Source organism: Polaromonas sp. P1_F1 (genome assembly GCF_056405795.1).
This window is the reverse complement of record NZ_JBFUBJ010000004.1, coordinates 248146-273491: the sequence shown is the minus strand read 5'-3', so window position 1 is coordinate 273491 and position 25346 is coordinate 248146. Positions and strand designations below refer to the sequence as shown.

24 protein-coding genes are annotated in these 25346 nt (G+C 61.0%); 18 read left to right on the top strand and 6 right to left on the bottom strand.

What is annotated here, in order from left to right:
* Positions 1 to 11: 11 nt before the first annotated feature.
* A complete protein-coding gene (locus AC1DZE_RS13540; RefSeq protein ID WP_477671061.1) occupies positions 12 to 821 on the bottom strand; it encodes an NAD-dependent epimerase/dehydratase family protein in 810 nt (269 codons plus the stop codon).
* A 216-nt stretch (positions 822 to 1037) separates the two neighbouring features.
* Between AC1DZE_RS13540 and AC1DZE_RS13535 the strand changes: the two genes are divergently transcribed.
* The 6 genes from AC1DZE_RS13535 (at position 1038) to AC1DZE_RS13510 (ending at position 7017) form a co-directional block, all read left to right on the top strand.
* Positions 1038 to 1811 carry a FadR/GntR family transcriptional regulator gene (locus tag AC1DZE_RS13535; RefSeq protein ID WP_477671062.1) on the top strand — a complete coding sequence of 258 codons (774 nt, stop codon included), beginning with the start codon at positions 1038 to 1040 and terminating at the stop codon, positions 1809 to 1811.
* Between the two features lie 65 nt (positions 1812 to 1876).
* Positions 1877 to 3244 (top strand): glucarate dehydratase, encoded by a 1368-nt coding sequence (gene gudD / locus AC1DZE_RS13530; protein ID WP_477671063.1) that lies wholly within the window; start codon positions 1877 to 1879, stop codon positions 3242 to 3244.
* Positions 3245 to 3403: 159 nt separating this feature from the next.
* A complete protein-coding gene (locus AC1DZE_RS13525; RefSeq protein ID WP_477672101.1) occupies positions 3404 to 4393 on the top strand; it encodes a sialic acid TRAP transporter substrate-binding protein SiaP in 990 nt (329 codons plus the stop codon).
* A 42-nt stretch (positions 4394 to 4435) separates the two neighbouring features.
* The gene (locus AC1DZE_RS13520; protein WP_477671065.1) at positions 4436 to 5413 is read left to right on the top strand and encodes a Bug family tripartite tricarboxylate transporter substrate binding protein; all 978 of its coding nucleotides are present in this window, start codon (positions 4436 to 4438) and stop codon (positions 5411 to 5413) included.
* 2 nt (positions 5414 to 5415) lie between these two features.
* Positions 5416 to 6480, top strand: a complete 1065-nt coding sequence (locus AC1DZE_RS13515; protein WP_477671066.1) for a Gfo/Idh/MocA family protein — start codon at positions 5416 to 5418, stop codon at positions 6478 to 6480.
* A 228-nt stretch (positions 6481 to 6708) separates the two neighbouring features.
* On the top strand, positions 6709 to 7017 hold the full coding sequence (locus tag AC1DZE_RS13510) for a winged helix-turn-helix transcriptional regulator (RefSeq protein WP_457278868.1): 309 nt from the start codon (positions 6709 to 6711) through the stop codon (positions 7015 to 7017).
* A gap of 115 nt (positions 7018 to 7132) precedes the next feature.
* Here the strand turns inward: AC1DZE_RS13510 and AC1DZE_RS13505 are convergent, their stop codons facing one another.
* Positions 7133 to 8161, bottom strand: a complete 1029-nt coding sequence (locus AC1DZE_RS13505; protein ID WP_477672099.1) for a Bug family tripartite tricarboxylate transporter substrate binding protein — start codon at positions 8159 to 8161, stop codon at positions 7133 to 7135.
* A 208-nt stretch (positions 8162 to 8369) separates the two neighbouring features.
* Between AC1DZE_RS13505 and AC1DZE_RS13500 the strand changes: the two genes are divergently transcribed.
* The 10 genes from AC1DZE_RS13500 (at position 8370) to AC1DZE_RS13455 (ending at position 20597) form a co-directional block, all read left to right on the top strand.
* Positions 8370 to 9071 carry a GntR family transcriptional regulator gene (locus AC1DZE_RS13500; protein WP_477672098.1) on the top strand — a complete coding sequence of 234 codons (702 nt, stop codon included), beginning with the start codon at positions 8370 to 8372 and terminating at the stop codon, positions 9069 to 9071.
* A 364-nt stretch (positions 9072 to 9435) separates the two neighbouring features.
* Entirely contained in the window at positions 9436 to 9996 is a 561-nt protein-coding gene (grpE, locus tag AC1DZE_RS13495; RefSeq protein ID WP_477700190.1) for a nucleotide exchange factor GrpE, read from the top strand.
* 164 nt (positions 9997 to 10160) lie between these two features.
* Complete coding sequence (gene dnaK / locus AC1DZE_RS13490; protein WP_477671070.1) at positions 10161 to 12104, top strand: molecular chaperone DnaK; 1944 nt, start codon at positions 10161 to 10163, stop codon at positions 12102 to 12104.
* 158 nt (positions 12105 to 12262) lie between these two features.
* Positions 12263 to 13408, top strand: coding sequence for a molecular chaperone DnaJ (gene dnaJ / locus AC1DZE_RS13485; protein ID WP_477671071.1), 1146 nt, complete (start codon positions 12263 to 12265; stop codon positions 13406 to 13408).
* Positions 13409 to 13528: 120 nt separating this feature from the next.
* Entirely contained in the window at positions 13529 to 14746 is a 1218-nt protein-coding gene (locus tag AC1DZE_RS13480; protein WP_477674036.1) for a glycerophosphodiester phosphodiesterase, read from the top strand.
* Positions 14747 to 15062: 316 nt separating this feature from the next.
* Entirely contained in the window at positions 15063 to 16169 is a 1107-nt protein-coding gene (locus AC1DZE_RS13475) for an S-(hydroxymethyl)glutathione dehydrogenase/class III alcohol dehydrogenase (protein WP_477671073.1), read from the top strand.
* A 108-nt stretch (positions 16170 to 16277) separates the two neighbouring features.
* A complete protein-coding gene (gene fghA, locus AC1DZE_RS13470) occupies positions 16278 to 17150 on the top strand; it encodes an S-formylglutathione hydrolase (protein WP_477671074.1) in 873 nt (290 codons plus the stop codon).
* Between the two features lie 60 nt (positions 17151 to 17210).
* Positions 17211 to 18905 (top strand): phosphoethanolamine transferase, encoded by a 1695-nt coding sequence (locus tag AC1DZE_RS13465; protein ID WP_477700189.1) that lies wholly within the window; start codon positions 17211 to 17213, stop codon positions 18903 to 18905.
* 131 nt (positions 18906 to 19036) lie between these two features.
* A complete protein-coding gene (locus AC1DZE_RS13460) occupies positions 19037 to 19834 on the top strand; it encodes a transporter substrate-binding domain-containing protein (RefSeq protein WP_477674034.1) in 798 nt (265 codons plus the stop codon).
* Positions 19835 to 19928: 94 nt separating this feature from the next.
* The gene (locus tag AC1DZE_RS13455) at positions 19929 to 20597 is read left to right on the top strand and encodes an amino acid ABC transporter permease (protein WP_477700188.1); all 669 of its coding nucleotides are present in this window, start codon (positions 19929 to 19931) and stop codon (positions 20595 to 20597) included.
* 20 nt (positions 20598 to 20617) lie between these two features.
* On the opposite strand, the gene AC1DZE_RS13450 is transcribed toward AC1DZE_RS13455, so the two are convergent.
* Both AC1DZE_RS13450 and AC1DZE_RS13445 read right to left on the bottom strand, forming a co-directional pair.
* Positions 20618 to 21058: a GNAT family N-acetyltransferase gene (locus AC1DZE_RS13450; RefSeq protein WP_477674769.1), complete on the bottom strand. Its 441-nt coding sequence runs from the start codon at positions 21056 to 21058 to the stop codon at positions 20618 to 20620.
* Positions 21059 to 21146: 88 nt separating this feature from the next.
* On the bottom strand, positions 21147 to 22244 hold the full coding sequence (locus tag AC1DZE_RS13445; RefSeq protein WP_477674464.1) for a PA0069 family radical SAM protein: 1098 nt from the start codon (positions 22242 to 22244) through the stop codon (positions 21147 to 21149).
* Positions 22245 to 22390: 146 nt separating this feature from the next.
* On the opposite strand from AC1DZE_RS13445, the gene AC1DZE_RS13440 reads away from it, so the two are divergent.
* Together AC1DZE_RS13440 and AC1DZE_RS13435 are read left to right on the top strand one after the other, a co-directional pair.
* Positions 22391 to 22657: a hypothetical protein gene (locus AC1DZE_RS13440; protein WP_477671079.1), complete on the top strand. Its 267-nt coding sequence runs from the start codon at positions 22391 to 22393 to the stop codon at positions 22655 to 22657.
* Positions 22658 to 22728: 71 nt separating this feature from the next.
* Positions 22729 to 23076 (top strand): DOPA 4,5-dioxygenase family protein, encoded by a 348-nt coding sequence (locus AC1DZE_RS13435; protein ID WP_477671080.1) that lies wholly within the window; start codon positions 22729 to 22731, stop codon positions 23074 to 23076.
* A gap of 71 nt (positions 23077 to 23147) precedes the next feature.
* On the opposite strand, the gene AC1DZE_RS13430 is transcribed toward AC1DZE_RS13435, so the two are convergent.
* Together AC1DZE_RS13430 and AC1DZE_RS13425 are read right to left on the bottom strand one after the other, a co-directional pair.
* The gene (locus AC1DZE_RS13430) at positions 23148 to 24263 is read right to left on the bottom strand and encodes an acyltransferase family protein (protein ID WP_477673102.1); all 1116 of its coding nucleotides are present in this window, start codon (positions 24261 to 24263) and stop codon (positions 23148 to 23150) included.
* A 44-nt stretch (positions 24264 to 24307) separates the two neighbouring features.
* Entirely contained in the window at positions 24308 to 25270 is a 963-nt protein-coding gene (locus AC1DZE_RS13425) for an NAD(P)H-dependent flavin oxidoreductase (RefSeq protein ID WP_477671082.1), read from the bottom strand.
* Between the last annotated feature and the right edge of the window lie 76 nt (positions 25271 to 25346).

The following is a 25346-nucleotide window of genomic DNA, read 5'->3' as shown; positions in this document are numbered from 1 at the left end:
ATCCTGACCACTCAGTCGCCGAAAGGACCGGCTACTACGAAGCCGCCGCCCTGGTACTGGGCGACCGGGTCTTTCAGGTCAGGCGCGGGGGTTCGGGCGTAGACGGCCTCGCGAAAGATGTCCGAGCTGTCTTTCGGCACATAACCGATATGGCGTGCGCGGCTGTTGTCCCACCAGGTGACGGCGTTGTCGGACATGCCGAACACAATACTGTGGCCCAGCACCGGCGTAGTCAGGCAGGCGGTGATCAAGCGGTGCAGGTCGTCAAAGCTCAACCAGGTGGCCAGCATGCGGCGGTCTTTGGGCTCGGCAAATGAAGAGCCGATGCGCACGCAAGCGGTTTCAATGCCGTGGCGGTCAAAGTACAGGCGCGCGAGATCTTCACCGAAGGCTTTGCTCAGGCCGTACAAACCGTCGGGCCGCGGCGGATGGTCGGCATTGATGGTCTGGTCCTGGCGGTAAAAGCCGGTGACGTGATTGGAGCTGGCAAAGACGATGCGCTTGACGCCGTTCTTGCGCGCGGCCTCATACAAGTTATAGGCGCCCAGGATGTTGGCTTGCAGGATGGGACCAAAGGGCCCTTCTACCGAGACACCGCCCAGGTGGACAATCGCGTCCACGCCCTGAACCATGGTGTGGACGGCGGCGGCATCGGCCAGATCGGCCAAAATCACCTCTTCGTTGGCTCCGGCAGCACCGAAAGGCTGCACGTCGGACAGCCGGAGTACCGAGCAATTGGCCTTCAGGCGCTCGCGCAAGGCCTTGCCCAAGCCACCGGCCGCGCCGGTCAACAAGAGCTTTTCGTGAACTTTGATGGTCATTTTTTTAATCTGCGTCCGGTGTGATTGCAAACACTGGACTTTTTTATGAAGTTTGTTAAAGTCAACCCAAGAACATCGCAGTCATAGGTTGTCTGATGACTTGGAATTCTCCAGTTCGCCCCCTAGCTTGTCAATGGTTTTTTAATGGACTCAAGGAAAACCCCTAGTCGCTCTGAGGCAGGCCTTACGGTTGGCTTTCACGAAGAGCCGTTGCGCATGCGCCGCCCCCGCGGACTGGTGAGTGAGATCGTCGAAAATCTGGCCACCAGCATCCGTTCAGGTCACCTGCAGCCGGGCGAAAAACTGCCCACTGAAGCCGAAATCATGGCCCGTTTTGACGTGAGCCGGACCGTGGTGCGCGAGTCGCTGTCCAAGCTCCAGGCCTCAGGGCTGGTCGAAACCAGGCACGGCATCGGCACCTTTGTCCTGCAACCGCAGGACGCCGGCAACTTCAAGATCACCGCCGAGGACTTTGCCACCGTGGCCGATGTGATCTCGGTGCTGGAGCTGCGCATCAGCCTGGAAACCGAAGCCGCCGGCCTTGCCGCCCAGAGGAGAACGCCAGAAAACCTCAAGGCCCTGGAAAATGCACTGCGCGCCTTTCACGACTCCATCAGCCTGGACTCTGACGCCGTGCCACCGGACTTCCAGTTCCATATGGAAGTGGCCCGCGCCACGGGCAACCGGCACTTCGCCGACCTGATGACCTACCTGGGCACCATGATCATTCCGCGCACTCGCGTCAACACGGCGCACAGCGCACCCGAAGGCCGCTTCAACTACCTGCAGCGGGTCAACAGCGAGCACGAGAGCATCTACAACGCCATCCGCAATCAGGATGCGGAGGCCGCACGCGCCGCCATGCGGACGCACCTGTCCAATAGCCGTGAACGGCTTCGCCGGGGCAATAACGCGCACACCATGCAGCCACCCGAAGAGCCTTCCGAACCTCAAGCGCCTCGCACTCTGGGTACAAATCTGGTTGCATAAATAATCGACGAGTTGTACGATAACTGATAAATTGTTTTATCAACCATCCTACAAGCAAGTCCGGTATGCCCGCTTCAAACGCTCCCGCAACAGCCCCTCACGCCCTTTCCCAAACTCCCCGAATCACTCGCGTGCAGGTGATTCCCGTGGCCGGCCAGGACAGCATGCTGTTAAACCTCAGCGGTGCCCACGGCCCATTTTTCACCCGGAACCTGCTGATCCTGACCGACAGTTCAGGCCGCACCGGCGTAGGTGAAGTACCGGGCGGCGAGAAGATCCGCAACACCCTGGAAGACGCCCGTGAACTGATCGAAGGGCAATCGGTAGGCGCGTGGAACCAGATTCTCAACACCCTGCGCACACGTTTTGCGGACCGCGACAGCGGCGGCCGCGGCAACCAGACCTTCGACCTTCGTGTGGCGATTCATGCCGTCACTGCCGTGGAAAGCGCCCTGCTCGACCTGCTGGGCCAATTCCTGGGCGTACCTGTGGCCGCACTGTTGGGCGAAGGCCAGCAACGGGATTCAGTGGCCGTGCTGGGCTACCTCTTTTATGTGGCCGACCGCAAGCAGACGGATCTGGCCTATGGCAGTGCGCCGGATGCGGAGGACGACTGGCTGCGCCTGCGCCACGAGACCGCCATGGACGCCGATGGCATCGTGGCATTGGCCGAAGCGGCTTACAAGCGTTACGGCTTCAAGGATTTCAAGCTCAAGGGCGGCGTGCTGCGGGGCGAGGAAGAGATGGAAGCCATCATCGCCCTCTCCGAACGTTTTCCCGATGCGCGCATCACACTGGACCCGAACGGCGGGTGGCTGCTCAAGGATGCCATCCGCATCTGCCAGGGCCGCGGCGATGTGCTGGCCTACGCAGAAGACCCCTGCGGCGCCGAAGGCGTGTTCTCCGGCCGCGAAGTGATGGCGGAGTTTCGCCGGGCCACCGGCCTGCCGACCGCCACCAACATGATCGCCACCGACTGGCGCGAGCTGTCGCACACCATCCACCTGCAGTCGGTCGACATCCCGCTGGCCGATCCACACTTCTGGACCATGCAAGGCTCAGTGCGCGTCGCGCAGATCTGCCAGACATGGGGGCTGACCTGGGGCTCGCACTCCAACAACCACTTCGACATTTCCCTGGCCATGTTCACCCACGTGGCTGCGGCCGCGCCGGGCAAAGTCACTGCGATTGACACCCACTGGATCTGGCAGGACGGCCAGCGCCTGACCAAGGCACCCTTGCAAATTGTGGACGGCCAGGTTGCAGTGCCAAAAACACCGGGCCTCGGCGTAGAGCTGGACATGGCTGAAGTGGAAAAAGCGCACCAGCTTTACCTCAAGCACGGCCTCGGTGCGCGCGACGATGCCGTGGCCATGCAATACCTGATCCCCAACTGGAAATTCAACAACAAGATGCCCTGCATGGTTCGATGAATCCAGCAGGCCGCCGGAATTTAGAGGATTCCGGAAATCTGCCATGCCCATCTGCACGGGAAGTTTGTAGCCCGCAAGGCGCCGGGGGCGGTATACCGCGGCGCCCTTTCCCCACCAACGATACCCACTGAGCCATTACAAACAATCAGGAGACAAGACATGAAACGCAGAACCCTTTGCAGCATTGCGGGTGCGACGCTGCTGGCACTGGCCGGCACGCTGGGCGCAGGCGCCGCCGCAGCCCAGACCAAACTCAAATGGGCTCACGTCTACGAGACCTCGGAGACCTTTCACAAGCAGGCCGTCTGGGCCGCCGACGAAATCAGGAAGAAGACCAACGGCCGCTATGTGGTGGAGGTCTTCCCGGCCTCATCCCTGGGCAAGGAAACCGACATCAACCAGGGCCTGACACTGGGCACCGTCGACATCATCTACACCGGCGCGGCCTTTGCCGGGCGTGCACACCCGCCGCTGTCGATCGCCGCCGCGCCTTTTGTGTTTCGCGATTACGCGCACTTTCAGGCATTCCGTAACGGTCCGATCTTTCAGGAGCTGGCTCAGGGTTATGCCAGCAAGACCGGCGGCCAGCACATTGCAGGCTACACCTACTACGGCCTGCGCCACATGACTTCCAACAAGGTCATCAACAAACCCGAGGACATGAAAGGCCTCAAGCTGCGCGTGCCCGACGCACCACTTTTTGTGATGTTCCCAAGGGCCGTGGGTGCGAACCCGACGCCCATCGCCTTTGCCGAGGTCTACCTGGCGCTGCAAAACGGCACGGTCGATGCACAGGAAAACCCGCTTCCCACCATCGAGGCCAAAAGGTTTTACGAAGTCCAGAAATACATCACCCTGACCGGCCACATCACCGAATCGCTGCTCACGGCCGTGTCGGGCTCGGTCTGGTCCAAACTCAGTGAGGCCGACAAGAAGGTCTTCGACCAGGTGCTCTGGGAGGCGTCGAGCCGCGCCAGCCAGGACATCGTCGATGCCGAAAACCGCCTGGTCGCCGAGTTCGAGAAAAAAGGCAAAACCGTCAACAAGGTAGACCGCGCGCCTTTTGCCGCAGCGGTCTTGCCTTCGCTCACCGCTGCCGATGCCCCGTGGCCCAAGAGTCTGTACGAACGCATTCAGGCCATCAAGTAAGTAGTTCCAACCAACACCACCAGACAACACACAGGAGACATCATGAAACGCCGTTCCCTCATCCATTCCGCACTTGCTGGCGCTGCCCTGTCGGCGCTGGGACTTCCTGCCTTCGCACAAGACAAGTGGCCCAGTAAACCCATCACCTTCATCGTGCCCTTTCCTGCAGGCGGCACCACCGATATCCTGGGCCGGCTGATTGGCCAAAAACTCGGGCCGGTACTCGGCACCACCATCGTGATTGACAACAAGGGCGGTGCTGGCGGTAGCGTCGGCTCGGAAGTCGCGTCCCGCGCACCGGCAGATGGCTACACGATGCTGGGCGGCACCGTCAGCTCGCATGCCATCAATGTGAGCCTTTACCCGAAACTGGGCTACGACCCGATCAAGTCTTTCTCGCCGGTGGCGCTCATCGGCACCAACCCCGTCGTGCTGGTGGTGGGGGCCAACAGCCCTTACAAAACGCTGCAGGACGTGCTGGCCGCAGCGAAGGCCAAACCCAAAACCATTTCTTCCGCATCGGCCGGCAGCGGCACATCGCAGCATCTCTCGCTGGAACTGCTGGGCTTCAAGTCGGGCACCCAGTTCATCCATGTGCCCTACAAAGGCAGCGGCCCCGCCATCCAGGACGTGATCGGCGGGCAGGTGGACATGATGTTCGACACCACGGTCGTAGCAGGTCCTCATATCCAGAGCGGCAAGGTGCGTGCGCTGGCGGTCACCTCCGCCAAGCGCCTGGAGTCCATGCCGAATGTGCCAACGGTGGCCGAATCCGTCCCCGGATTTGAGGTTGCCTCATGGCAAGCCATTTTTGTACCCACCGGCACCCCCAAGCCCATCATTGACAAGCTGCACGATGAAATCATGAAAATCACCGCGCAGCCCGAGATGCAGGAACGCCTCAAAGGACTGGGCATGCAACCGTCCAGCATGACGATCGAGCAGGTCTCCGCCTTCCAGAAGGCAGAGGTCGAGAAATGGGCGCAAGTCATCAAGGCGGCCAACGTCAAGCTTGACTGAACATGCCGTCCATACCCAGCCCTGCGCGGCTGCGCCTCGCCGTCATTGGCGCAGGGCTGGGCTCGGCACCTCACTTCCGAAGTCTTGAAGACCTGGCCAGTGAAGCAGACGTCGCATGGGTTTATGGGCGAAATCCCGAACGGCTGGCCGCTGTAGAAGTGCCCCAAGGGGCGCGCCGAACTACGCGACTGGAAGATATTCTGGAAGACGCCAGCGTAACAGCCGTGCTGGTTCTCACGCCGCCCAATACCCATCTGGACCTCGTGCAGCAGGCAACGCGTGCGGGCAAGCATGTGCTGGTCGAAAAGCCCCTCGAAATTGATTTGAACCGGGCCAATGCATTGGTCGATGCTTGCGAAACTGCGGGGGTCATGCTGGCAGTGATGCTGCAGCACCGCATGCGCGACGCGGCCCTTGCCGTGGCGGCACTGCTGCGTGACGACGTTATGGGCCCGCTGGTCAGCGCTGCCGCGTCGATCCGGTGGTGGCGGCCGCAAAGTTATTACGATGAGCCCGGACGCGGCACCCTGGCGCGGGACGGCGGCGGCGTGCTGATCACGCAGGCCATTCATACGCTCGACCTGCTGCTCAGCTTCACCGGCATGCCGGAGCGCGTCACAGGCGTTGCAAGCACCAGCGCAGTGCATCGCATGGAGGGCGAAGACACGGCTGCCGCATTGCTGCACTACAGCAGCGGTGCGGTCGCTGTGGTTCAGGCCACCACGGCGGCCTACCCCGGTTTTCCCGAGCGCATTGAACTCAACTTCACCCAGGGCACCGTGACGCTGGAAGGCGGTGAAATGCGGGCGGTCTTTTCCAGTGGAAAGACGCTGACCGCCGGTGCACGCCAGGCCTCCGGCGGTGGCGCCAACCCCATGGCCTTTGACCATGCAGCTCATCGCGCCGTGCTGCAGGATTTCATTCGCTCTGTCCAGAATGGACGTGCACCCACCGTAACGGGGCGCTCTGCACTTGGCGTGCAACAAGTGATTGAAGTGATCATGGAATCATCCAGAACAGGCAGCGCTGTAGCACTTCATCCGGCAACACGGATCCCGGTGATGTAGGTAGAAATGATGCGCTTGGGCTTACCCGATGCGTTCTTAAGCCCATTGCCACATCCGGCGCATCAGGGTTTTCCAAGAGAGTTTCAGGCTGTAGTCCAACGGCAGCGGGCGTGGGCAGCTATAAAACTCGTAGCAGTCAGCAATTTGCGTTATATTTGGCCCCAAGCTTTCGAAGCTTTCTGCTTAACAACCCCCTGTGACCAAACTGTGACCCGAGGAGATAACCTGATGAGTGCCAAAGAAAATGCAGCGGTAGGCCAATTGCTTGAACTGCTGGAAGCACGCTACGCACTGCGCGTGCTGTGGGCCCTGAAAGACGGCCATCCCCAGACATTCCGCCTCCTGCAAGACAGCATCGGCAGCATCACACCCAACACCCTCAATACCCGCATCAAGGAATTGCGCGCAGCCGGCCTGCTTGGCCATGGCAGCGATGGCTACACGGTCACCACACTGGGCGCCGACCTGCTCAAGCGCTTGAACGACCTGCAGGCATTTGCCGGCAAGTGGGCCGTCAGCCAGACCAAGAAAAAGTAAGTTACCTGGCCAGCCTGGCCCGAAAAAAAGCGACCTTCAGGGTCGCTTTTTTGTTGCGCTGTTTTACCGATCAACAGGCATTCATCAGGTATTCATCCATGCACTTCCCGGCGCCCTAATCCACTGCAGCGCCGGAACGCTTCACCGCGTCACCCCACAAAGTCATGCTGGCGGCAATATGCCTGGCCAGTTCCTCGGGGGTGCCCGGCGCCACCTCGGCACCACGCGACTGCAGCTGCGCGCGCAACTCCGGATCCGCCAGGGCTTTGTGGATCGCTTCGTTCAGGCGATTGACGATGGGCCTGGGCGTTCCGGCGGGAACAAAAATCGCGTCCCATGCGCTGACATCAAATCCGGGCAAGCCCGACTCCGCGATGGTGGGTAAATCCGGCCAGCCCGCCACGCGCGTGGCTGTCGTTACCGCCAATGGTTTGACACGTCCGCTTTTCGCCTGCGGTGCGGCATTCGGCATGACCTCGATCATCATGTCGACCTGCCCGCCGATCAGGTCCGTCATGGCCTGTGCGCCGCCGCGGTAAGGTATGTGCACCACAGCCAGGCCCGCGCGCGATTTGTAGATTTCTCCGGCCAGGTGGGACGTGGTGCCGTTGCCGGCGGAGCCAAAGGTGTATTTCCCCGGATTGGCCTTGAGCAGCTTAGTGAGTTCCGCCATGGAGTTGACTTGCAGCGTGGGCCGCACTACCACCATGGCGGCGATGCGTGTGAGCTGGGTCACGGGCTCGAAGTCGCGAGACGGGTTGAAGCCGGGTGACCTGTAGATCGCATGGTTGATGGCATGTGTGCCGTTGGTGCCGTACAGCAGGGTGTAGCCATCGGCCGGCGCCTTGGCCGCTGTTGCACTGCCCACGTTTCCGCCGGCGCCGCCCAGGTTTTCGACCACGACAGGTTGACCCAATTCCCTGGTGGCACGCTGCATGACCAGCCGGGCCAGTGTGTCACCGCCACCACCCGCAGGAAAAGGAACGATCAGCTTGATGGGCTTGCTGGGATAACTTGCAGCCGGCTGGGCGTGCGCGACGGACAAGCCAGTGAAGACAAGCACCAACGATGCAGCACAAGCCGCTGCCAGCCGCGTTGCGGTGCGGGCAAGCCGTCGCAAGGAATGGAGGCGAAGTAGATCCATGGTGTCTCCTGGGGGTGGTATCGGCCACAACGCTGGTGGCAGGTTGATGGTTCATACATGGTTCATGCGCCATCCAGCGCGAAATACTTAGTCATCTTATTTTATTGCACGCAATAGTGACTTCATTAACCAGATTAACCCTAATAAACCCAGATACTGCATGCAATAATCCTTCCACTCAGCCAACCACTATCAACCGTTACAGCTTATGTCTTCCCAGATTGAATACACCACGCAGACATTGAGGCAAAGAATCCTCAGCGGCCAGGCGGCCCCGGGCGAACGCATGGTGGAGCTTGAGCTGTCCGCCCAATTGGCGGTTTCGCGCACACCGATCCGTATTGCGCTCGGTGAGCTGGAAAAGGAAGGCTTGCTGGAACGCCTGCCGACACGCGGCTTTCGCGTCAGGCAATTCAGCGTTGACGAAATTGCCAATGCAGTCGACGTGCGGGGCGTGCTGGAAGGCATGGCAGCCAGGCAGGCCGCCGAGCGCGGCATCACGCCCGAAACCCGGGAGGCCCTGCAGGCCTGCATCGAGGACGGCCGCCTGCTGCTGGAGCAGGCACGGGCCGCCGGCCATGTGATTGACGCAGCCCGCTGGGTCCCCATGAACGCCCGCTTTCATAGTGCCTTGGCGCACGCCGCCGGCAACAGCACATTGACCTCCGCACTGGCCCATGTCAGCAAAACGCCGATGGCCGGCGCCGGGGCGCTCAGCCTGAACGGCGCCCTGCCCCTGCTCGAATACGGGTTCATTCAGCGCGCACAAACCGACCACGAAGACGTGCTGGCCGCACTGCAGGCCGGTGAAGGGGCGCGTGCCGAAGCCCTGATGCGCGAACATGCCCACCGCAGCCGTGACAACAAGCGCGAACTCATGATGCGCATGCAGAAACCGGCCACGCCTTGAAGCGGTTTTTGCCGTCTCCACCTGAAATTTCGACGTTTTAGCCTTTCATCCCAATAGGAATGCGCGCCGATAGCTATCAATAACATAGCATCAGGCCTGCACCCGGCACCATCCCATGGACTGCCAGAACCTGCCTCACCGGCCGGGGAACGGGTGGCCAGCCACTACAATTCAGGCCACGAACCAGTTTCTGCGGCTGGGGCACACCGGTCCGCACAGGAACGGCAGGGCCCCAACCGTGCTGGACCCCTCAGGCCGCGCACCCGCAGCCAAACTATCTGGACCAAAAACGAAGCCCCTGTCTTGAAAAGGGCTTTGCCATCCCCAGCTGGAAACATTACCAGCTTCAACCCTGTTTTCGAGCATGTCTGACAATACACAACCCGAACAAAATCAACCACTTAGCGGTGAGCCCAGTCCTGAAGAACTGGAAGCGGCGCAGGCCGCCAACGAGTTTGATGCGCTGACCGTCGCACAAGCCGAAGTCGCGACGCTGCAGGCCAAGAACACCGAGCTGGCCGACAGCTACCTGCGCRCCAAGGCCGAGACCGAAAACGCCCGCCGCCGCGCGGACGAAGAAGTCGCCAAGGCCCGCAAATACGCACTGGAAAGCTTTGCCGAAAGCCTACTGCCCGTGGCAGACAGCCTGGAAGCCGGCCTGGCCATCAAGGACGTTACGCCGGAGCAGATCCGCGAAGGCGCCGAGGCCACACTCAAGCAGCTGAAAAGTGCGCTCGAGCGCAACAAGGTAGTCGCCATCGACCCCGCGCCCGGCACCAAATTCGACCCGACCCAACACCAGGCGATCAGCATGGTGCCGGCCGACCAGGAAGCCAACACCGTGGTCAACGTGCTGCAAAAAGGCTACCTGATCGCCGAGCGCGTGCTGCGCCCCGCCTTGGTCACGGTGGCAGCTCCCAAGTAAAAAACTCTTAAAAAACCTTGAAAACATTGTTGAAGCCCTTGAAGCCACACAACTTACCCACAAGTTATCAACATAGTTAATCCATACCGCGGCCAGCGGCACTGAACGCCCCGGCCACCCCACCTTCAATCTTTAACGAATCAAAAAAGCAGGAGTAAATCATCATGGGAAGAATCATCGGCATTGACCTCGGCACTACCAACAGCTGCGTGTCCGTCATGGAGGGCAACACCCCCCGCGTGATCGAGAACTCGGAAGGCGTGCGCACCACCCCTTCCATCGTCGCCTACCAGGAAGACGGCGAAGTGCTGGTCGGTGCATCGGCCAAGCGCCAGGCCGTGACCAACCCCAAGAACACCCTGTACGCTGTCAAGCGTTTGATCGGCCGCAAGTTCACCGAAAAAGAAGTCCAGAAAGACATCGCACTGATGCCTTATTCCATCGTGGCTGCCGACAACGGCGACGCCTGGGTGGAAGTGCGCGGCAAGAAGCTGTCGGCCCAGCAAGTGTCTGCCGACATCCTGCGCAAAATGAAGAAAACCGCCGAAGACTACCTCGGCGAGCCGGTCACCGAAGCCGTGATCACCGTGCCTGCCTATTTCAATGACGCACAGCGCCAGGCCACCAAAGACGCCGGCCGCATCGCCGGCCTCGACGTGAAACGCATCATCAACGAACCCACCGCAGCGGCTCTCGCCTTCGGCCTGGACAAGCAGGAAAAGGGCGACCGCAAGATCGCTGTGTATGACCTGGGCGGCGGCACTTTCGACATCTCCATCATCGAGATCGCCGATGTCGACGGTGAGAAGCAGTTTGAAGTACTCTCCACCAACGGCGACACCTTCCTGGGCGGCGAAGACTTCGACCAGCGCGTCATCGACTACATCGTGGCCGAGTTCAAGAAAGACAGCGGCATCGACCTGTCGAAAGACGTGGTGGCCCTGCAGCGTCTGAAAGACTCGGCTGAAAAGGCCAAGATCGAACTGTCCAACAGCCCGGCCACCGAAGTCAACATTCCCTACATTGCGCACGACCCCGCCACCGGCCCCAAGCACTTGCTGGTCAAGCTGACCCGCGCCAAGCTCGAAAGCCTGGTCGACGAACTCATCGAGCGCACGATTGCACCTTGCCGCATCGCCATGAAGGATGCCGGCGTCAGCGCGGCTGACATCCATGACGTGATTCTGGTCGGCGGCCAGACCCGCATGCCCAAGGTGCAGGAAAAGGTCAAGGAGCTCTTCGGCAAGGAACCCCGCAAGGACGTGAACCCCGACGAAGCCGTTGCCGTAGGCGCAGCGATTCAGGGCCAGGTCCTCTCCGGCGACCGCACCGACGTGCTGCTGCTCGACGTGACCCCGCTGTCCCTCGGTATCGAAACCATGGGCGGCGTGATGACCAAGATGATCAAGAAGAACACGACCATCCCGACCAAGTTCGCACAGACCTTCTCGACCGCTGAAGACAACCAGCCGGCCGTGACGATCAAGGTGTTCCAGGGCGAGCGCGAAATCGCTTCGGGCAACAAGGGCCTGGGCGAGTTCAACCTCGAGGGCATTCCGCCGGCAGCGCGTGGCACGCCGCAGATCGAAGTGTCCTTCGACATCGACGCCAACGGCATCCTGCACGTCGGCGCCAAAGACAAGGGCACCGGCAAGGAAAACAAGATCACCATCAAGGCCAACTCCGGTTTGTCTGAAGCTGAAATCCAGCAGATGGTGAAAGACGCCGAGCTGAACGCCGAAGAAGACAAGAAAAAAGTCGAGTTCGTCACCGCCAAGAACAACGCCGAAGCCATGGTGCACAGCGTGAAGAAATCGCTGGGTGAATACGGCGACAAGCTCGAAGCCGGCGAGAAGGAAAAGATTGAAGCCGCCATCAAGGACATGGAAGAAGCGCTCACTGGCGACGACAAGGCCGCCATCGACGCCAAGAATACGGCCCTGATGGAAGCCAGCCAGAAGCTCGGCGAAAAAATGTACGCCGACATGCAGGCATCGCAGGCGGCAGCCGGTGGTGACGCAGGCGCAGCGGGCGCCGCCCAGGCTGAAGCCAAACCGGTCGACGACAATGTCGTGGACGCTGAAGTCAAGGAAGTCAAAAAGGGCTAAGCGCTTTTTTACAAAGCACCCCTGCATTGGCGCGATAACTGCATGCAAAAGCAGACGGCAAAGGCAGCCAGCAAAGGCGGAAAACCGGGAGCAATCCAGGATTTCCGCTTTTGCGTTTCCCGCTGACCCTCACAATAACGATTCCTGACTGACCTGCCATGGCCACCAAAAAAGACTATTACGACACGCTGGGCGTTGCAAAAAACGCCAGCGATGAAGACATCAAGAAGGCATATCGCAAGCTTGCGATGAAGCACCACCCCGACCGCAACCAGGGGGATGCGTCCAAGGTTGCCGAAGAAAAATTCAAGGAGGCCAAAGAGGCCTACGAGATGCTTTCCGACGATCAAAAGCGCGCGGCCTACGACCAGTACGGCCATGCCGGCGTAGACCCCAACATGCGCGGCGGCCCGGGTGCGGAAGGTTTTGGCGGTTTTGCCGAAGCTTTCGGCGACATCTTCGGCGACGTGTTCGGCGGCCAGCGCGGCGGGGCACAACGTGGCGGCGGCCGGCAGGTTTACCGTGGCGGCGACTTGAGCTACGCCATGGAAATCACGCTCGAAGAAGCCGCTAACGGCAAGGACGCACAGATTCGCATTCCCAGCTGGGACGACTGCAATACCTGCCACGGCAGCGGCGCCAAGCCCGGCACCAAAGTGGTGACCTGCACCACCTGCCATGGTCACGGCGTAGTGCAGATGCGCCAGGGTTTCTTCAGCGTGCAGCAAACCTGCCCGCAGTGCAAAGGCACGGGCAAGCTGATTCCCGAGCCTTGCGTGACCTGCCACGGCGTGGGCAAGACCAAGAACAACAAGACACTCGAAGTCAAGATCCCCGCGGGCATCGACGACGGCATGCGTATCCGCTCGACCGGCAACGGTGAGCCGGGCACCAATGGCGGCCCGCCTGGCGACCTCTATATTGAGATCCGCCTGAAGAAGCACGACATCTTCGAGCGCGACGGCGACGACCTGCACTGCGCCGTGCCCATCAGTTTCACCACCGCCGCACTGGGCGGGGAAATTGAAGTGCCGACACTCGCCGGCAAAGCGGCCATCGACATTCCCGAAGGCACCCAGGCGAGCAAGCAGTTCCGTCTGCGCGGCAAGGGCATCAAGGGCGTGCGCTCCAGTTATCCCGGTGACCTGTATTGCCACATCACAGTAGAAACACCGGTCAAGCTGACCGAGCACCAGCGCAAGCTGCTCAAGGAGCTGGACGAGTCGCTGAAAAAAGGCGGTGCCAAGCATTCACCCAGCGAAGAAGGCTGGGCCGACAAGCTCAAGAGCTTCTTCAGCGCCTGATCGTGCCCCCAGAAAATGCCGGACCTGCTCCGGCATTTTTTATGGCCGGGCGCTACACACTGTCACACGCCTGTCGTGACCAGACACATACGATCAGCCCTTTAACTTCGGGAAACACCCATGACCGTATCGACCCGCCAGGCCGTGAGACAAGGCAGCCTGCTCGCCCTTATTTGCAGCAGCGTACTGCTGACCGCTTGCTCGTCTTCAGGCACGACATCTCAAGCAGGGCTGCCCACCCTTGACGGCAAGGCGCCACTGGTCATCGCCCACCGCGGCGCTTCGGGTTATGTGCCGGAAGAAACGATGGAAGCCTATGTGCGCGCGATCGAACTCGGCGCCGACGTGATCGAGATGGACCTGGTCGTGACCAGGGACGGCGTGCTCGTCACCCGTCACGACCCCAACCTGGCGATCAGCACCGACGTGGCCAAACACCCGGAGTTCGCTTCACGCAAGAAGACCATCCAGGTCGACGGCGAAACGCAGACCGGCTGGTTCAGCAACGACTTCACACTGGCCGAGATTCGCACCTTGGGCGCGATCTCGACCGACGCCGAGCGCCCACAGCAGTTCAACGGCCAATACAAGATCCCGACCCTTCAGGAAGTGGTGGACATGGCCAAGGCCCAATCCATCAAGACAGGCCGCACGATTGCGATCTACCCGGAAACCAAGAACCCGACCTACTTCCGCGAACTCGGCCTGCCGATGGAGGACAAGCTGATCGCCATCATCAACGCAGCTGGCTGGAACAGCAAAACCGCGCCAATCTACGTGCAGTCGTTCGAGCCCGGCAGCCTGAAGTACATGAAGAGCAAGGGCCTCAATACGAAACTGATCCAGCTCGTCGATGGCGACGGCATTGACCCGAAAACCGGCCGCGTGACCTTTGCCGTGCCGAGCGACCGCCCTTACGACTGGACCAAGGCCGGCGACAAACGCCTCTTTGATGCCATGACCACGCCCGCAGGCCTGGCCGAGATCAAGACCTACGCAGACGGCATCGGCCCCTGGAAGCGCTACATCATCAGCACCAAAGGCACCTTCGGCGCCGACGGCAAGCAGGTCGACATCAACCGCGACGGCAAGCTCAACGACGCCGACTCGACCTCGCAGCCAGCCACCAGCTTCGTCGCCGATGCGCACAAAGCAGGCCTGTTCGTTCATCCCTTCACCTTCCGTAACGAGTCGCGCCGCCTGGCCAGCGACTACCAGGGCGATGCCAAGGCCGAGTACCTGGCGTTTTACCGCGCAGGCGTTGACGGCGTGTTCACCGACTTCACCGACACTGCCATCGCCGCCCGGACACAGTATCTGAAAGAAGCCGGCCGCTGAGCAAGCCGTTGCGGGTCTCACCCGTTTAACCTCAATGCTATGAAATTAATAGCTGCTTGCGCCTATATTTAATGGGCCAGGCAGCTTTTTTACTTTTAACCCAAGCTGGAAAGGCTGTGCCCCGCAACGCGACAGCATATTCCAGCCATAGGGCCGGTTACACAGCGCCGGAGGCAAGGCCCAGGTTTTCTCAAAATGAAACATCGGGGCCCGTGAAGATAGGGCTTCAGTCGAGATTTGCCGATGGTGACTGGCTTATAGTGACCTACGCACGGAACCTCATCCCCACTCACTTCAAGCGCAAGCCCTACACACCATGAAAACCAAAGCTGCCGTCGCCTGGAAGTCAGGCCAGCCCCTGACGATTGAAACCGTGGACCTGCAAGGCCCGAAGTTCGGCGAGGTGCTCGTCGAGATCAAGGCCACCGGCATTTGCCACACCGACTACTACACGCTCTCGGGCGCCGACCCGGAAGGCATCTTCCCGGCCATCCTCGGCCATGAAGGCGCGGGCATCGTGGTTGACGTCGGCCCCGGCGTGACAACGCTCAAAAAAGGCGACCATGTCATCCCGCTCTACACGCCCGAGTGCCGGCAATGCAAGTTTTGTCTCTCTCGCAAAACCAACCTGTGCCAGCTGATTCGCGGCACGCAGGGCAAGGGTCTGATGCCCGATGCGACCAGCCGCTTCAGCCTGGACGGCAAACCCATCTTTCACTACATGGGCACCAGCACCTTCAGCAACTACACCGTCGCCCCTGAAATTTCGCTGGCCAAGATCCGCGAAGACGCGCCCTTTGACAAGGTCTGCTACATCGGCTGCGGCGTGACCACCGGCATAGGCGCAGTGCTCTTTACCGCCAAGGTGGAAGCCGGCGCCAACGTGGTGGTGTTCGGCCTGGGCGGCATTGGCCTCAATGTGATCCAGGGCGCGAAGATGGTGGGTGCCGACAAGATCATCGGCGTCGACATCAACCCCGCGCGGCAGGAGATGGCCCGCAAGTTCGGCATGACGCATTTCATCAACCCGAAAGAGACCGAGAACGTGGTGGACGCCATCGTGCAACTGACCGATGGCGGCGCCGACTACAGCTTTGAATGCATAGGCAACACCAAGGTGATGCGCCAGGCGCTGGAATGCACGCACAAGGGCTGGGGCCGCAGCATCATCATCGGCGTGGCCGAAGCCGGCGCCGAGATCAGCACCCGGCCCTTCCAGCTCGTCACCGGCCGCAAGTGGGAAGGCTCAGCCTTCGGCGGCGCGCGCGGCCGCACGGATGTGCCCAAGATTGTTGACTGGTACATGGAAGGCAAGATCAATATCGACGACCTGATCACGCACACCATGCCGCTGGAAGACATCAACAAGGGTTTCGATTTAATGAAAAGCGGCGAATCCATTCGTGGTGTTGTCGTCTATTAGCCCCCACGGTCGCTCACTTCGTGTAGCTCCCTGCCCCGCGAGGGGGCCGCTGCGCCTGCGGTCTGGCAAAGCCAGTCCCGCGGCCCCTCCTTGAACAGAAAGACATCCATGACGACACAACTGGAATTGCTCAGCGAACACGGCTGCTTCGGCGGTGTGCAGCGCTTTTACCAGCATGACTCGCGCGAGATTGGCCTGCCGATGAAGTTCTCGGTGTTCCTGCCGCCGCAAGCCATGGCTGGGGAGATGGTGCCGGCGCTGATCTACCTGGCGGGCCTGACCTGTAACGAAGAAACTTTCATGATCAAAGCCGGTGCGCAGCGCGTAGCCACCGAGCTGGGCCTGGCGCTGATAGCGCCTGACACCAGCCCGCGCGGCGCAAAGACTCCGGGTGAGACCGACAGCTGGGATTTCGGCCGCGGCGCGGGCTTTTACCTTGACGCGACACAGGCGCCGTGGTCACAGCACTACCGCATGGAAAGCTACATCACGGGGGAGCTGCTGCCTTTGCTGACGAACACGTTACCGCTGGACACAGGCCGCATCGGCATCTTCGGTCATTCGATGGGCGGTCACGGCGCGTTAACGCTCGCGCTCAGGCATCCGGATCTTTTCACATCGGTCTCGGCGTTTGCACCTATCTGCGCGCCCAGCCAGTGCCCATGGGGCCGCAAGGCGTTTACCGGCTATCTCGGCAGCGATGAATCAAACTGGGTTGAACATGACGCCACCGCCTTGATGAACCTGATGCCCGCAGCGCCCTACCCGGGCGGCATACGCATAGACCAGGGGCTGGACGACAAATTCCTCGCCGAGCAGTTGTACCCCGAGCTCTTTGAAGCCGCCTGCGCCAAGGCGGGCCAGCCGCTGGCGTTGCACCGCCACGCGGGCTATGACCACGGCTACTACTTCATCGCAACCTTCATGGCCGAACACCTGCGGCACCATGCGCAGCAGCTGGGTCTGGCTGTGGCCGCTTGATTGAAGACCGTGAGCAGGCCTTAAGCCTGCATTAAGGCCGCCCCAATACAATCCAGCGCTATGCCGCTGCGCCCTTCCCCTTCCGCATCCTCCACATCGCGGCCCGCCCCCCTGACCACTGTGCGGCAAGACGCCGGCATGCGGCCGTTGTGGCTGGTGGTCATTGCAAGCCTCTGGATTGCCACGGTATGCAATGTGGCCTTGTGGCGCGAGCTGGCCCGCCTGCCCGGCCTTACCGGGGGCCAGGCGGTGGTCATAAGCATCGCCTTGGCGCTGGTGATTGCGCTGGCGACCACCGCGCTGCTCAGCGTGCTGGCCTGGCGCTGGACACTCAAGCCCGCCATCACGGTCTTTCTGCTGTCGGCCGCTTTCGGCGCCTATTTCATGGTGACTTATGGCGTGGTCATCGACAAAACCATGATGATCAACACGCTGCAGACTGATGTGCGCGAAACACGCGACCTGCTGAACTGGCGACTGCTGGCCACGGTGATGGTGCTGGCGGTCCTGCCGATGATCTTTTTGTGGCGGCAGAAGGTCAGACGTGCAGGCGCAGTGCGACAGATGCTCACCAACGCAGCCACGCTGACCGGAGCGTGCGTGCTGCTGGTGTTAGTGGTGTTTTTGTTTTTCCAGAGCATTGCCTCCGTCATGCGCAACTACACGCATGTGCGCTACCTGATCAACCCACTCAACTCCTTCTACGCGCTGGGTTCCATCGCGGCAAAACCGTTCCAGCGTGATGAATCCATCGTGTTGCCCCTGGGTGAAGACGCCAAACTCGGGGCAAGCTATGCAGCGCAAACCAAACCGCCGCTGTTGCTGCTGGTCCTGGGCGAGACGGCGCGCAGCGCCAACTTTTCGCTGAACGGCTACGGCCGGCCCACCAACCCGCTGCTGGCCAAAGAAAACGTGGTCAGCTTGCGCAACGCGTGGTCGTGCGGCACCAGCACGGCTGCGTCGGTGCCTTGCATGTTCTCCAATTTCGGGCGTGAAGCCTATGATTCGCGGCCCGCCAACTACGAAGGCATGCTGGACGTGCTGCAGCGCGCGGGCCTGGCCGTGCTGTGGATCGACAATCAATCGGGCTGCAAAGGCGTGTGTGACCGCGTGCCCAACGTGAACACCGTACAGCTCAAAGTACCAGGCCTGTGTGATAGCGGCGAATGTTTTGACGAAGTCATGCTGCACGGCATTGACGAACGCATTGCCGCGCTGCCGGCCGAGCGCCGCGCCAAAGGCGTGGTGGTCGTGATGCACCAGATGGGCGGCCACGGCCCGGCGTATTACAAGCGCTCGCCGCAAGCTGTCAAAAAATTCCTGCCCGAGTGCACCGACAACGCGCTGCAAAGCTGCAGTCGCGAAGGCCTGCTCAATGCGTACGACAACAGCATCGTCTACACCGACAAATTGCTGGCGTCTTCCATCCAGTGGCTCAAGGCGCAAGAAGCGCGCAGCGCACCCGCCCTGCTCTACCTGGCCGACCACGGCGAGTCCTTGGGCGAGAACAACCTCTACCTGCACGGCATGCCCTGGGGCATTGCGCCCGAGGTGCAAAAGCGCGTGCCCTGGATCACCTGGCTCTCACCCGAATTTGAGCAGCGCAACAAGCTGACCACCGCGTGCCTCAGGCAACAGCTGGATGCACCGGTGAGCCACGACAACTACTTTCACTCGGTGCTCGGCCTGATGAATGTGCAGACCAGCATCTACAAGCCCGCGCTCGACATCTACGCCCACTGCGCCAAGCCCTGAGTTCACGCGCAGCGTCCGCGAAGCATCCGGATTCGCCGTAGGGCTTTTGCTGCCGCGCATGCACCAAAGTGGTGGCAGATTTAATATTCGATATTCATCTCAATAACAATTCTCTTATGCAAAGGTTGAATATGAATATTCGCAAAGCCGCCGCCTCCACTATCACTTCCACACTCCTTTTGACGCTCGCGCTCAGTGCCAGCGCAGCCGACCTGCTCGACACCGTCAAACAGCGCGGCACACTCAAAGTGGCGCTCGAAGGCACCTACCCGCCCTTCAACTACAAAGAGGGCGGCCAGCTCGCCGGCTTTGAAGTGGAACTGGCCAACGCTCTGGCGCAAAAGCTGGGCGTCAAAGCCGAGTTCTCCACCAGCGAATGGAGCGCCATCCTGGCAGGCCTGCAGGCCGGCAAATACGACGTGGTGATCAACCAGGTGGGCATCACCGACAAGCGCAAGGAGACCTTTGATTTCTCCGAGCCCTACACCATCTCGGCCCCGCAGCTGATCATCCGCAAGGACGAAAAGCGCGAGTTCAAGACGCTGGCCGACCTCAAGGGCAAAAAGCTCGGCCTGGGCCAGGGCACCAACTACGCCGACATCGCCAAAAAAGTGGGCGGCATCGACGTGAAGACCTACCCCGGCGCGCAAGAGTATTTGCAGGATCTGGCACTGGGCCGCATCGACGCCGCGCTCAACGACAGCCTGCTCATCCCTTACATCGTCAAGCAGACCAAGCTGCCGCTCAAGCCCGGTGCGCCCGTGGGTGACCTTGAAAAATCCGGCATTCCTTTTGTGAAGAACAACCCGAAGTTCAAGGCCGCCATCGACAAGGCGCTGGCAGACCTGCAAGCCGACGGCAGCTTCGCGAAGATCTCCACCAAATGGTTTGACCGTGACGTGAGCAAGCCGCCTGTCGCCGTGAAATAACCGAAGTAACATTCGATCAGCCGCGCGCCGCCTTCCGGCAGGCGCCCTGAAACACCCCGGCTCTTCGCCGGGGTTTTTATTTGTGGAGACTCCCATGGATCTGTCTGGCCTGACCCAGTTGCTGCGCGACGCTTTGCCGCTGATGCTCAAGGGCGCCGCGTGGACGCTGCTGCTGGCAGTGGCGTCTGTTTTCTTCGGCGCCATCATCGGCACCCTCGTGGCTGTCACGCGGCTGGCCAAGGTGCCGGGGCTTTCGCAATTCGCGACCCTATACGTCAGCTGCATGCGCGGCACGCCGCTGCTGGTGCAGCTCTTTGTCATCTACTTCGGCCTACCCAGCATAGGCATCCAGTTCGACCCGATCAGCGCCGGCATCCTGGGCCTGAGCCTGAACGTGGGCGCCTACCTGTCGGAAACCATTCGCGGCGCAATCAACGGCGTGGAGCACGGCCAATGGAATGCGGCCCGCAGCCTGGGTCTGACGCAAGCGCAAACGCTGCGCTATGTGATCGGCCCGCAGGCCCTGCGCCTGGCAGTGCCCAGCCTGTCGAACAGCCTGATCAGCCTGATCAAGGACACCTCGCTCGTCTCGGTGATTGCCGTGGGCGAGCTGATGCTGGCGACCAAGGAAGTGATTGCCACTACCTTCCAGCCCTTTCCGCTGTACCTGGCGGCTGCGGGTATTTACTGGGCGATGAGTGCCTCGTTTGAAACGCTGCAGAAGAAGCTCGAAGTGCGCCTCAACCGCAGCTATCTGCGCTAGCGAAGCGCCGGGCACCAGAATCAGGTGTCGCTGATCAAACCACTCTGAATCGCCTGCTCGGTATTCGCAAAAATCGCCATCGCGGTCAGCATGCGCCGAAAGCCGAGCTTGCGGTAAAACGGCTCTTTGCCGGCGACCGCGTACAGGATGATTTTTTTGTGGCCACTGGAAAGCTTCACCAGCGCCGCAACCATGTCCTTGCCCATACCTGATCCCTGCCGGTCCGGCGCCACTGCGATGTCGCAGATGTAAGAGCAGTCCCTGCCATCCGCTACCGCACGGCCCGCAGCGATCAGCTTGCCGGCGTCATACACAAAACACTTGAACATGCTGTTGGAGAAAACAATCTGCAGATCCGCAGGCTTCTTGTCGCCCAAGGGGGCAACGCGGTAGAGATTGGAGAGCTCTTCCCAGTCCGCATCGGCCATGCCTTCCGATGAATATTTCCAGTCAAGCGCCAAGGTGAACTCCTTTTATCTTCAAACGGTATGAGGCGTGATGCACACGCTTTTTGGACTATAGCCCTCGCGTCGAACTGACGCGTGCCCCTCAGAACAGCCTGCCCTGCCCTTCGGCACCCGCAGCCGCTGGCGGCCGGAACCGGCTCAGATCCAGCTCGATGCGCTGGCGGTTAAAGCCGATCCGGTGGCAGGCTTTCTCAAAGCGCTGCTTGATGAGCTCGGCCCACAGGCCGTGGCCCTTCATGCGCGTGGCGAAGTCGCTGTCGTAATCTTTGCCGCCGCGCATCTCGTGGATGCGCGCCATGATGCGCGCGGCGCGCTGCGGGTAGTGCAGCTCCAGCCACTCCTTGAAAATGGGCGCCACTTCCCACGGCAGGCGTATCACGGTGTAGAAGGCGCTGCGTGCACCGGCCTCCCAGGCCGCCTCCAGCACGTGCTCCATGTCGTCGTTTACAAACGGGATTTGCGGCGCCACGCTGACGCCGACAGGAACACCATGCTCTGCCAGCGTGCGGATGGTGCGCAGGCGCCGGTGCGGCGCGGCCGCGCGCGGCTCGAGCTTGCGTGCGAGTTCGCCGTCGAGTGTGGTGATGGTCACGTAGGCGGCGGCCAGCTTGTCGGCGGCCAGCGGCGCCAGCAGATCCAGGTCACGCTCTACGCCGCTGGATTTAGTGATCAATGAAAACGGGTGCCGCACTTCCTGCATCACCTCAATGATGCTGCGCGTCAGTCGCAGCTCGCGCTCGGCGGGCTGGTAGCAGTCGGTGGCCGAGCCGATATTGAGCAGCTTGGGAACATAGCTGCGTTTGCGCAGGTCGGCGCGCAACACCTCGGCAATGTTGCGCTTGGCGATGATCTTCGTTTCAAAGTCGAGGCCAGGCGAGAGGTTGAGGTAGCTGTGCGTAGGCCGCGCATAGCAGTAGACGCAACCATGCTCGCAGCCCCGGTACGGGTTGATGCTGTAGTCAAAAAAGATATCAGGCGAATCGTTGCCGACGATGGCGCTGCGGGCTTCTTCCATTGTGACCGTGGTTTCGATCCGGGGTGCCTCACCCGCCGCGCCTTCTTCCAGCGTACCCCAGCCGTCGTCCCATGCGTTGCGCACGTCTTTCTCAAACCGGTGCGGCATGCGTGTAGCAGTGCCCCGGCCCTTGATGGCATGGAGGGGAATGACGGCGTCGGACATAGGGCAACAAGATTCGGTGGAAGGTAGCGGTGCCCGGCAGGGCCGCAGAAAATACTGTATATAAATACAGTATATTCAAACAAAAACCCTTTGGCAAATGTCTGCAGCAGTGCCCGCAATAATGGGTTTAAAGCAGGAGACATCCCATGGCACACGTACTGGCAAAACTCACCGGCGCGCCGCTGGCCGCCGTCAAACAGCAGCTGGAAAAAGATGCGGATGAACATGCGAAGCAAGGCATGTATCTGAAGTATCTCTGGCAAAACGCGGAAGACGCAGCAGAGGTGTTTTTTCTGTTTCAGGTGAAAGACCTGGCACATTGCCAGCAGCGCATGAAGCAGACGCATGCAAAAGTCCGCGAAGAAAACCCCGATGTACCGCTACCGACCCTGACGTTTCTGGAGGATGCCTGAGGCCTCATCCAATGCGTGATGGATACGCCCCTTTTCCATTTTCCCTTCCCTCTCCTCCCTTCCGTTTCACCATGATCCAGCGACCTGAAAACCTTTATGCCCGCTATCACGCCCACGTGTATTTCGGGCCCGGCACCGTTGAGCAGGCACGTGCCCTGTGCGAAAAAGCTGGCGCGCTTTTCGGGATTGCCGTGGGGCGTGTGCATGAACGCGAGGTGGGGCCGCACCCGCGCTGGAGTTGCCAGCTGGCATTTGACCGCGCGGCGTTCGGCAGCGTCATTCCCTGGCTCGAAGAACACCGCGACGGACTGGATGTGTTTGTGCACGGGCTCACCGGCGATGACCTTGCCGACCACACCACGCATGCCTCATGGCTGGGTGAGCCTGCCGTGTTGAAGCTGGAGATGTTCAGGCGGTGAGCCCGGCTCCAKTTGAATGCTATTAATTCAATAGCAAGTTGCGCTCGTCCAGAAAGGCGAGGAGCTGCTTTTTAACGCAAATAAAAGCGACTCAACCAGCGCGGCCGCAAAGGAATCGGTCGCGATTCCACCGACTGGTACAGCACCCAGCCCGCCAGCAGCGACAGCAGGAAGGCCGTCAACAGGCCCAACACGTTTGCCGCAAGCTGCGTGGGCCAGAAATGGCTCACGATGGCATTGACCAGCAGGCACACAGGGAAGTGGATGAGGAACACGGAATAGGACATCTGGCCCAGCTGCACCAGACGGCGCTGCTGCAACCATTGCACCGGCCAGGCCTGCGGCTGCAGCACCGCCAGCCAGGCCAGACCGAAGGCGGTAACGAGCGCCACCACCAGGCGCCCCCGGAAATCAAGCGCCAGGGCCAGCCCACCCATGACCGCCAGGGTCACGAGCCAGAAGCTGCGCCGCGCGCCGAGACGGTTTGCGGCCCAGAAGGCCAGCATCCCCAGGGCATAGGAGCCACAAAAATAGAGGGCGGTGACATCAAAGGCCGGCAAGCGGTTGAAAAACAGGAGAGAGGCCAAGGCGACCATCAGAATGAGGCTGACGCCGAGCGGGGCCGAAACCGAAGTGGTGTGTGTTGCGTCGCCGTCATGCGGCTGAAACTGGAACCGCCGGGCAAAGGCAAAAATGAGAACCGCCATGGCGTAGAGCTGGAAGTCGATGGCCACGTACCAGACACCAGCAGAAAGCGCGTCCTGCCCGAGCAGGTCCTGCAGCAGCAGGACATGGGCCAGCAGCTGGTGCACCGTGGGAGCATCCGGCACGGAATGGTGCGCGAACCAGGGCCTGACCAGCGCAGCCACCAGCATGCTCACGGCCAGCGCCACAAGATAGGGTTTGACGAGCCGCCAGTAGCGGCGAAAAATCAGGGAGCCAGGTGCACCGAACACGGCCACACCTTGCGGCGCAAGCGAGGCCGCCGCCAGAAAACCACTCACGACGAGGAACACCTGCACGGCCATGCGGCCGTAGTCGTAAAGCCAGTCCATCAGGGCCGGTGCAAACGGGTGCACCACATCCGACATCGGGCCATAAAAGGCCAGGTGATGCAAAACGATCATGACGCAGGCCAGCCCTTTGAGGGCATCCATGCCGGGAAAGCGTCGGGTTGCGGTGGTCAAGGCGGGTGTTTCAGGCGCAGCGCTGCTCTGGGTACCGATGACGCTTAAGCGCAGACCCGTTGGCGTGCCAGCTCGTACTCGCGCCTGAGCTGGTCCACAAAGGCCGCGGCGCTTTGGACCTTGCTGACAGACCCAATGCCCTGGCCGCAGCCCCAGATGTCTTTCCAGGCCTTGGACTTGCTGCCTTCGCCGCCGCCGAAGTTCATGGTCTTGACGTCGCCTTCGGGAAGGTTCTCAGGGTCCATGCCGGCTGCGCGAATCGACGGCGCGAGGTAGTTGCCGTGCACACCGGTGAAGAGGCTGCTGTAAACGATGTCGTCGGAATTTCCGTCAACGATGGCCTGCTTGTAGGCGTCGGCTGCGCGCGCTTCGTCCGTGGCGATGAAGGCCGAACCGATGTAGGCGAAGTCGGCGCCCATGGCCTGCGCGGCCAGCACCGCGCCGCCGGTAGAGATGGCGCCCGACAGCGCCAGGGGGCCGTCAAACCACTGGCGGATTTCCTGGATCAGCGCGAACGGGCTCTTCACGCCTGCGTGGCCGCCCGCACCGGCGGCCACGGCTACCAGGCCGTCGGCGCCCTTTTCAATCGCCTTGCGTGCGAATTTGTTGTTGATGATGTCGTGCAGCACCACGCCGCCGTAGCTGTGGGCGGCAGCGTTGATGTCTTCGCGCGCACCCAGGCTGGTGATGTAGATGGGCACCTTGTACTTCACGCACATTTCCATGTCGTGCTCCAGGCGGTCGTTGGACTTGTGCACGATCTGGTTGATGGCAAAAGGCGCCGCCGGCTTGTCGGGGTTGGCCTTGTTGTGGGCTGCCAGTGCCTCGGTGATCTCGGCCAGCCACTCATCGAGCTGCGATGCAGGCCGTGCGTTGAGCGCGGGCATGGCGCCCACCACGCCGGCTTTGCACTGCGCGATGACCAGCTTGGGATTGCTGATGATGAAGAGCGGCGAACCGATGATGGGCAAAGGCAGCTTGTTCAATGCGCCGGGCAGTCTGGACATGGTGGCTCCGTTGTTATTCTGAATTCAAGAAAAAACATGCTGCAGCCCTTTACTGACGGGCGCAAGCAGCTATCAA

What these genes read in the sequence shown, in the direction of transcription:
- AC1DZE_RS13445 (WP_477674464.1), bottom strand. Translation starts at nt 22,244, where the DNA reads ATGTCCGACGCCGTCATTCCCCTCCATGCCATCAAGGGCCGGGGCACT.
- dnaK (WP_477671070.1), top strand. Translation starts at nt 10,161, where the DNA reads ATGGGAAGAATCATCGGCATTGACCTCGGCACTACCAACAGCTGCGTG.
- AC1DZE_RS13440 (WP_477671079.1), top strand. Translation starts at nt 22,391, where the DNA reads ATGGCACACGTACTGGCAAAACTCACCGGCGCGCCGCTGGCCGCCGTC.
- AC1DZE_RS13465 (WP_477700189.1), top strand. Translation starts at nt 17,211, where the DNA reads ATGCCGCTGCGCCCTTCCCCTTCCGCATCCTCCACATCGCGGCCCGCC.
- AC1DZE_RS13535 (WP_477671062.1), top strand. Translation starts at nt 1,038, where the DNA reads ATGCGCCGCCCCCGCGGACTGGTGAGTGAGATCGTCGAAAATCTGGCC.
- AC1DZE_RS13500 (WP_477672098.1), top strand. Translation starts at nt 8,370, where the DNA reads ATGTCTTCCCAGATTGAATACACCACGCAGACATTGAGGCAAAGAATC.
- AC1DZE_RS13435 (WP_477671080.1), top strand. Translation starts at nt 22,729, where the DNA reads ATGATCCAGCGACCTGAAAACCTTTATGCCCGCTATCACGCCCACGTG.
- AC1DZE_RS13425 (WP_477671082.1), bottom strand. Translation starts at nt 25,270, where the DNA reads ATGTCCAGACTGCCCGGCGCATTGAACAAGCTGCCTTTGCCCATCATC.
- AC1DZE_RS13475 (WP_477671073.1), top strand. Translation starts at nt 15,063, where the DNA reads ATGAAAACCAAAGCTGCCGTCGCCTGGAAGTCAGGCCAGCCCCTGACG.
- AC1DZE_RS13525 (WP_477672101.1), top strand. Translation starts at nt 3,404, where the DNA reads ATGAAACGCAGAACCCTTTGCAGCATTGCGGGTGCGACGCTGCTGGCA.
- gudD (WP_477671063.1), top strand. Translation starts at nt 1,877, where the DNA reads ATGCCCGCTTCAAACGCTCCCGCAACAGCCCCTCACGCCCTTTCCCAA.
- AC1DZE_RS13505 (WP_477672099.1), bottom strand. Translation starts at nt 8,161, where the DNA reads ATGGATCTACTTCGCCTCCATTCCTTGCGACGGCTTGCCCGCACCGCA.
- AC1DZE_RS13515 (WP_477671066.1), top strand. Translation starts at nt 5,416, where the DNA reads ATGCCGTCCATACCCAGCCCTGCGCGGCTGCGCCTCGCCGTCATTGGC.
- AC1DZE_RS13540 (WP_477671061.1), bottom strand. Translation starts at nt 821, where the DNA reads ATGACCATCAAAGTTCACGAAAAGCTCTTGTTGACCGGCGCGGCCGGT.
- AC1DZE_RS13520 (WP_477671065.1), top strand. Translation starts at nt 4,436, where the DNA reads ATGAAACGCCGTTCCCTCATCCATTCCGCACTTGCTGGCGCTGCCCTG.
- AC1DZE_RS13480 (WP_477674036.1), top strand. Translation starts at nt 13,529, where the DNA reads ATGACCGTATCGACCCGCCAGGCCGTGAGACAAGGCAGCCTGCTCGCC.
- AC1DZE_RS13455 (WP_477700188.1), top strand. Translation starts at nt 19,929, where the DNA reads ATGGATCTGTCTGGCCTGACCCAGTTGCTGCGCGACGCTTTGCCGCTG.
- AC1DZE_RS13510 (WP_457278868.1), top strand. Translation starts at nt 6,709, where the DNA reads ATGAGTGCCAAAGAAAATGCAGCGGTAGGCCAATTGCTTGAACTGCTG.
- fghA (WP_477671074.1), top strand. Translation starts at nt 16,278, where the DNA reads ATGACGACACAACTGGAATTGCTCAGCGAACACGGCTGCTTCGGCGGT.
- dnaJ (WP_477671071.1), top strand. Translation starts at nt 12,263, where the DNA reads ATGGCCACCAAAAAAGACTATTACGACACGCTGGGCGTTGCAAAAAAC.
- AC1DZE_RS13460 (WP_477674034.1), top strand. Translation starts at nt 19,037, where the DNA reads ATGAATATTCGCAAAGCCGCCGCCTCCACTATCACTTCCACACTCCTT.